We start from the raw sequence: 7,588 nt of genomic DNA on the forward strand, positions 1-7,588 counted from the left end.
CCAAGGCCTCGGGGCAACCGGTCTAGTCGCGAACCTTGTTGCCGCGGCCGACGATCAGACCGTAGATCAGCAGCACGATGATCGCGCCGCCGATGGCGAGGGCCCAGGTCGACAGGCTCCAGAACTCGTTGAGACCGACGCCGAAGATCAGGCCGCCGAGCCAGCCGCCGAGAATGGCTCCGACGACGCCGAGGATGAGTGTCATGATCCAGCCGCCGCCCTGCTTGCCGGGCAGGATCAGCTTGGCGATCGCGCCGGCGATCAATCCGAGGATGAGAAATGCCAAGAAACCCATGATGTGTGCTCCTTCTCTGTAGCGGTGAGATAAGAATGCTCCTGTTCATGAGAATTCGCCAGACCCTTGTGATCGTGCCTCGAATATGCAAAAAGGGCTCGTTTCCGAGGAAACGAGCCCTTTTCTGGAACCGGGTGCGAACTAATCGCCGCGAGCGATGGCGATGATGCGCAGGATCTCGACGTACAGCCACACGACGGTGACCATGATGCCGAAGGCGCCCATCCACCCGAGCTTGCGCGGGGCGCCGTTGCGCACGCCCTGCTGGATCTGGTCGAAGTCGAGCACGAGCGAGTAGGCGGCCATGAAGACCACGAGCACGCCGATGATGAGGCCGAGCGGGATTCCCATGATCGTCGCGCTGCGGAGGCCAAAGGCGCCGTCGACGACACCCGTCCACATGAGCACCATGTTCAGCAGGGAGAAGACGAGATAACCGATCATCGCGATCATGAAGACCTTCGTCATCTTCTTGGAGGCGCGGATCTTGCCGCTGGCGAAGAGGGCGAGGGTCACGCCGACGACCGCGACGGTCGCGAGTGTCGCCTGCATGACGATGCCGGGGTACATGGTCTCGAAGAACGCCGAGATGCCACCGATGAAGAGCCCCTCGAAGGCGGCGTAGGCGAAGATGAGCGCCGGGCGCACCTTCTTGCGCGACGTGAAGATGACGACGAGTGCGAGGACGAAGCCACCGAGCGCGCCGACGATCATCGGAACCATCGTGCTGGGTGCGCCATACACGGCCTGCAAGCTACCGCCGAGGGTCCAGACCCAGCTGATGACGGCGGTGACGAGAAGGACGCCGAACAGGCCGGCTGTCTTCCAGACGGTGTCTTCGACGCTCATGCGGTCGGTCTCGATGGCACCGGCCGACGGAGCGGCATACATGCCTTCGAGGTGCGCGTTCGAGGCGGCATCCACCGCACCGTGCTGGAATGAAGCGGTCTGAGCGCCGGCCTGCGGGCCGCCGGGGTAGGTCGCGACATTGCGCGGATCCTGCGCTTTGAATGCCGGGTCGTTGAATGCGAAGTTGCTCATGTTGGGCCTTACTCCAGAGGTGGTTTGAAGGTCGCTTTCCTCTACGATACCGGGCGAATTCTATGGATGGGGTGTTCTAACCTGAGATCATGCCCAGGAAGTTTCCGCTCGTCATCGGTCACCGGGGCGCCCCGGGCTATCGTCCCGAGCACACGCGGTCTTCCTATGAGCTCGCACTGGCGCTGGGAGTGGATGCCGTCGAGCCCGACATCGTCGCGTCGAAGGACGGTGTGCTCGTCGTGCGGCACGAGAACGAGATCTCCACGACGACCGATGTCGCCGATCGCCCGGAGTTCGCCGCCCGCAAGACCACCAAGCGCATCGACGGGCAGGCTCTGACCGGCTGGTTCACCGAGGACTTCACGTGGAACGAGCTCTCGACCCTGCGATCCCGTGAGCGACTCCCCGAATTGCGCACGTCGAGCGCCAGCTTCGACGACGCGCAAGGCGTGCTGCGCCTGATGGACGTGCTCGACATCGTGCGCGCCGCATCGCTCGAGCACGGGCGCGAGATCGGCGTGGTGCTGGAGATCTAGCACGCGACGTATTTTGCGAGCATCGGGCTCGATCTGGTTCCGCTCATCGTGCGTGAAGTGACGGATGCCGGATGGGCAGACGGCGAGCTGCCGCTGATCATCGAAGCCTTCGAATCCACCGTGCTCGCGCAACTGCGGGCGGAGGGCATCGCCGCGTCGTACGTGTATCTGATCGAGGCATCCGGCCGGCCCTACGACCAGGTCATCGTGCACGGTCGTCAGGCTCCGACGTATCGCGAAACAGTGACGCCGCGTGGGCTCGACGCGCTGACCGGCGCCGTCGACGGCATCAGCGTCAACAAGCGGATGCTGCTCGCAAAAGACAGCTCGATCGTGGCAGACGCGCATGCGCGCGGGCTTCAGGTTTTCACCTGGACAGCGCGACCCGAGAACGCGTTCCTCGCGAAACGCTTCCGCGGGAGTGGGGACCGCACAGCCTACGGCGACTACGAAGCCGAATGGGGGGCGCTCGCGCGTACGGGTGTCGACGGCGTCTTCGTCGACCATCCCGATCTCGGCGTCGGCTTCTTTCGCCCCTGAGCCTGCCCGATCCGCGGGCGTGCCGTGTGAAACTGCATTGTGCGGATGACTTCGCGCGGAATGCCGACTGTTTCATCCGCAGAATGCAATCTCGGGGGGCGGGGGAGCCTCGGGGTGCGGGGCGGGTGGCCATCGATCGTTCACCTGGCGGACATCTTTTCGACGTCGGACCTTCAGCGCGACTCGATGGGCTGAACGCAACCCGTTCCCTCTTGACTCTGGAGTCACATGTCTCGCCTGCATCGTGGGCTTGCGACGACGGCGGTGTGCGCGATGAGCGCAGCCGTGCTGATCGCCGCCCCAGCCACTGCCGCTGAAGAGCCGCTCGGCATCCGCATCAACGAACCCGCATTCTCATCCGACATCGTGATCAACGAGATCGTCTACGACGACATCTCGGGCATCCCCACCGACAGCATCGAGTTCTTCAACAAGGGCGATGAGAGCGTCAGCATCGCGGGTTGGACCTACACCGACGACAAGAACGAGGAGTTCGGCATCTTCGCGGCCGGCACCGAGCTCGCTCCCGGCGAATACCTCGTCGTCGAGAACGGCACCGACTTCGAATTCGGCCTTGGCAAGGGCGACGCCGTCGTCCTGAAAGACGGCACGGGCGCGACCGTCGACGAGTACGCCTACGAGAACACCGCTCCGATCGCGGTGTGGGCGCGCTGCCCCGACGGAACCGGCGACTGGGCGCACGCGACCGAGGTGACACTCGGTGCGGCGAACAACTGCGCCCTCGCCCCGGTTCCCGGCTCTGTCGTGCTGAACGAGATCGACTCGCAGCCGTCCGACTGGGTGGAACTGTACAACCCGGGCACGGAGCCGTTCGATCTCTCGGGCTTTGAATTGCGCGACAACTCCGACGACCACCGCTGGTCGTTCCTCGCGGACACCTCGATCGCCGGCGGCGAATTCCTCGTGGTCGAGGCCGACGCCATCGGCCTGGTCGACGGCGAGCAGTCACGTTTTGACGCTGCGATCGGCATCGGCAGCACGGATGAGATTCGCCTGTTCGACGCCGCAGGTGTTCTCGTCGACCGCAGTGGTGCGTGGGAGGGGCACGCGAACATCGACGGCGACGCCGCCGCTGCCACGCTCGCGCGCTGTCCAGACGGCACCGGCGACTTCGTGCTCGCCTACGCGACAAAGGGCGCGGCCAACGAGTGCGTTCCCCCGACGGTCGCCATCAACGAGATCGACTCGGGCGGGGCACCCGACTGGGCCGAGATCGTCAACACCGGCACAGCGCCGGTCGACATCTCGGGCTGGACGCTGATGGACGACGACCCCATCGGCCACGCCGCCGACGTGACCCCGCTGGCCGACGGCACGATTCTCGAGCCCGGCGCCTACTTCGTCTTCAACGGCGCTGATCACTTCACCTTCGGGCTCGGCGGTGGCGACACCGTCACGATCCGTGGTGCCAGCGGGGTGACGGTCGCTGAGCACACCTACCCGGACCACGCCGAGGGCTTCTGGGCGCGATGCGAAGACGGCACAGGCGACTTCGTCGACGTCGCCGTCAAGACGCCAGGGATGCGTAACGCCTGCGGCAACCCCGTGCGCATCAACGAGGTCTTTTCCGACGGCGACCCCGACTGGGTCGAGCTCGTCAACCCGACCGGCTCGGAGCTCGACGTCTCGGGCCTCATCGTGAAGGACGACGATGACAGCCACGCATACGAGATCCCTGCGGATACCAGCATCCCCGCCCGCGGTCACCTCGTCATCGACGACCTCGGCTTCGGCATCGGCGGCGGCGACCAGGTTCGTGTCTTCGACGGTGACCAGCTCGTCGATGCAACGCAGCTGGGTGAAGAGCACGCCGTGCCCACCTGGGGTCGCTGCCCCGACACCGACGGCGTATTCGCCGCGACGGCCGAGTCCACTCCCGGCGCCGCGAACATCTGCGTCGGCGAGATTCCGGTCGGCACCTGGCCCGGCTCCGCGGATGTGCGTGTGCTCGATACCGTGCCGACGTTTCTCGAAGACAGCTCCGGACTCGACGTCCAGGTCACCGATGAGGGCACGTTCCTGTGGGCCGTCGACAACGGCACCGGCACGATCTGGAAGATGACGGCCTCGGCTGACGGATCGATCGAGGCGGCCGAAGGATGGACAGACGGCAAGCGGGTGCGCTTCCAGAAGGATGCCGACGACCCGAGCGCCGCCGGTCCCGACACCGAGGGGATCACCCTCGACGACAACGGCCTGGTCTACGTCGCATCCGAGCGGGACAACTCCGACAAGGCGGTCAACCAGAACAAGATCCTCCAGGTCGACCCGGATGCCGCGGACGGCGACCTCGTGGCCGCGAACGAATGGGACCTGACGGCGCTGCTGCCCGACGTGGCCGCGAACGTCGGCGTCGAGGCTGTCGAGTGGGTGTCGGATGCGGCGCTCGCCGGCGCGCTCTACGACGACAACACGCGGGCTCCCTACGTCGCGGCCTCGTACCCCGGCGACGGGTTGTTCCTCGTCGCGGTCGAGGACAACGGCGGGGTGTACGCCTTCTCGCTGGAGCAGGGCGGATTCGCCACGCTCGTGTCGACTCTCGATCCGGGCCTGCCCGGCGTCATGGGTCTCGACTACGACACCGTCCGTGGCTCGCTGTGGGCTATGTGCGATGACGGATGCAGTGGCAAGACGGCCGAGCTGACGCTCAACGGCACCGACCAGCCCGAGGTCGCGCACTTCGCGCCACCAGCCGGTCTGCCCGACATCAACAACGAGGGCTTCGCCACGGCGCCGGCCTCGCTGTCACAGGACGGCCAACGCCCGGTCTGGTGGTTTGCTGACGGATTCGAATCCGAGTCGCTGCGCGTGGGAACTCGGCCTGCTGCTGACGACTCCGGCGAGGGCCCCGGCGGTGGTGACGGCGACGATTCCGGCGAGGGCGACGGTTCCGGCGACGGTTCTGGCGGGGGCGGGGGCGACTCCGGCCCGCAGGTCACCCCGCTGCCGGACACGGCGCTGATCGACGACAACCGCGGCGGCATGACCGCGAGCGCATCGACCGTCGCCCCCGGTGACCAGCTGACGCTCACGCTCGGTGCACGGCACGCCGGAGCGGACGTCGAGGTCTGGATGTACTCCGAGCCGACCTTCCTCGCCGCCGGCACGCTGAACGCGGCCGGTGCGATCACGGTCACGATTCCGACGGATGCCGTAGCCGGTGCCCACCGCATCGCGGTGTATGCCGCAGACGGCGAACTGCTGGGCTGGGTCGGCATCGAGGTCACCGGCGGTGCTGACGGCGCTGGGCTCGCTGCAACCGGTGCGCAGACGCCGACCGGCATGATCGCTCTGGCGGTCATGATGCTGCTCGGCGGTGCTCTCGCCGTGGCGGTTCGGCGACGGACACGGATGTCGTAGCATCCGATTTCATCGAGGGCGCGTGCCGGGTGAACCCGCACGCGCCCTCGAGCGTCCGTGGCTCGGCTTAGACTCGTAGCGCCATGACCGAAGCGCCACTCATCGTTCCCTCCACCGCCGGCCCCAGCGGGTCAGACGACCGCGACGACCTGCTCGCCGGGCTCAACCCGCAGCAACTCGAGGCCGTCACCTATCGCGGCTCCGCTCTGCTCATCGTCGCGGGCGCGGGCTCCGGCAAGACGAGCGTCCTCACCCGGCGCATCGCCTCGCTGCTGCGCGGGCGCGAGGCGTGGCCGAGCCAGATCCTCGCGATCACCTTCACGAACAAAGCGGCGGGCGAGATGCGTGAGCGCGTCGCCGATCTCGTCGGCGAGGCATCGCGCGGCATGTGGATCTCGACGTTCCACTCGGCGTGCGTGCGGATCCTGCGCCGCGAGGCCGAGCAGTTCGGGTTCACGAAATCCTTCACGATCTACGATTCCGGCGACTCGCGGGCGCTGCTCAAACGCCTCGTGAAAGACCATGAGGCCGATGCGTACGGCCTCACCCCCGCGGCGGTGCAGTCGCGCATCTCGAAGCTGAAGAACGAACTGCAAGACGCCGAGTCATACGCGCGTGATGCGAACATGAGCGACCCGGCAGAGCAGAAGTTCGTCGAGGTCTTCTCTGACTATCAGCGCAACCTGCGCAAGGCGAACGCCTTCGACTTCGACGACCTCATCGGCCAGACGGTGTATCTGTTCCGTGCGTTCCCCCAGGTCGCCGACACCTACCGGCGCCGGTTCCGCCACATTCTCGTCGACGAGTACCAAGACACCAACCACGCGCAGTACGCGCTCATCCATGAGCTGACCAGGCCCACATCGGATGCGTCGACAGGTGCCGGGTTCGAGTCGAACGGCATAATGATCTTCGAGCCCGAGCCGACGGCGGCCGATTCGGCATCCGAGGGAGCATCGCTCACGGTCGTCGGTGACTCCGACCAGTCGATCTACGCGTTCCGTGGCGCCGACATTCGCAACATCAGCGAGTTCGAGCGCGATTTTCCTGGCGCGAAGGTCGTGCTGCTCGAGCAGAACTACCGCTCGACCCAGAACATCCTCTCGGCGGCCAACGCCGTGATCGGCAACAACTTCGACCGCAAAGACAAGAAGCTGTGGAGTGACCGGGGCGATGGCGACAAGATCGTCGGGTTCACCGGGTACTCGCAGCACGACGAGGCACAGTTCGTCGCCGACGAGGTCGAAGCGATGCACCGTGCGGGCATGCCGTACTCCGAGATCGCGGTGTTCTACCGCACGAACTCGCAGTCACGTGCGCTGGAAGAGATCTTCATCCGCTCGGCGGTGCCATACAAGATCATGGGCGGCACGAAGTTCTACGAGCGCGCCGAGATCAAAGACGCCCTGGCCTACCTCATCTCGGTCGCCAACCCGGCCGATGAGATGTCTGTGCGACGTATCCTGAACAAGCCTCGCCGTGGCATCGGCGATGTCACCGAGACAGCCATCGCGCGCTTCGCCGAAGAGAACGGCATCAGCTTCCGTGATGCCCTGTCGACGCCGGCCCAGCTCGGTGTCGGGCCGAAGATCCAGGCGGCGATCGGTCAGCTCGATGCCGTGTTGACAGAGGCAACAGAACTGATGGTTCCGGCGTCCGGCGAGGTGCCCCCGCCCACGGCTGTCGCCGACGGGCTCACCCTGCTGCTCGCCAAGAGCGGCTACCTCGACACGCTGCGCGCGAGTCGTGATCCGCAAGACGAGGCACGCGTCGAGAACCTCGACGAGTTCGTCGC

General features: G+C 66.0%; 4 protein-coding genes and 1 pseudogene. 3 read left to right on the top strand and 2 right to left on the bottom strand.

Features of this window, described 5'->3' with window-relative positions; genetic code table 11:
• Window positions 1–22: 22 nt before the first annotated feature.
• On the bottom strand, window positions 23–295 hold the full coding sequence (locus Q1J95_RS12660; protein ID WP_300268097.1) for a GlsB/YeaQ/YmgE family stress response membrane protein: 273 nt from the start codon (window positions 293–295) through the stop codon (window positions 23–25).
• 141 nt (window positions 296–436) lie between these two features.
• Entirely contained in the window at window positions 437–1,336 is a 900-nt protein-coding gene (locus Q1J95_RS12665; protein WP_300268099.1) for a Bax inhibitor-1/YccA family protein, read from the bottom strand.
• A gap of 89 nt (window positions 1,337–1,425) precedes the next feature.
• Here Q1J95_RS12665 and Q1J95_RS12670 point away from each other — a divergent pair.
• From Q1J95_RS12670 to Q1J95_RS12680, 3 genes and pseudogenes are all read left to right on the top strand, one after another.
• A pseudogene (locus Q1J95_RS12670) lies at window positions 1,426–2,412 on the top strand (glycerophosphodiester phosphodiesterase family protein).
• Between the two features lie 228 nt (window positions 2,413–2,640).
• Window positions 2,641–5,793 carry a lamin tail domain-containing protein gene (locus tag Q1J95_RS12675; protein ID WP_300268101.1) on the top strand — a complete coding sequence of 1,051 codons (3,153 nt, stop codon included), beginning with the start codon at window positions 2,641–2,643 and terminating at the stop codon, window positions 5,791–5,793.
• 83 nt (window positions 5,794–5,876) lie between these two features.
• Window positions 5,877–7,588: ATP-dependent helicase (locus tag Q1J95_RS12680; protein WP_300268104.1), on the top strand; the 1,712-nt coding region annotated here is incomplete at its 3' end.

It is taken from the genome of Microbacterium sp. (assembly GCF_029263575.1).
Classification (GTDB): Bacteria; Actinomycetota; Actinomycetes; order Actinomycetales; family Microbacteriaceae; genus Microbacterium.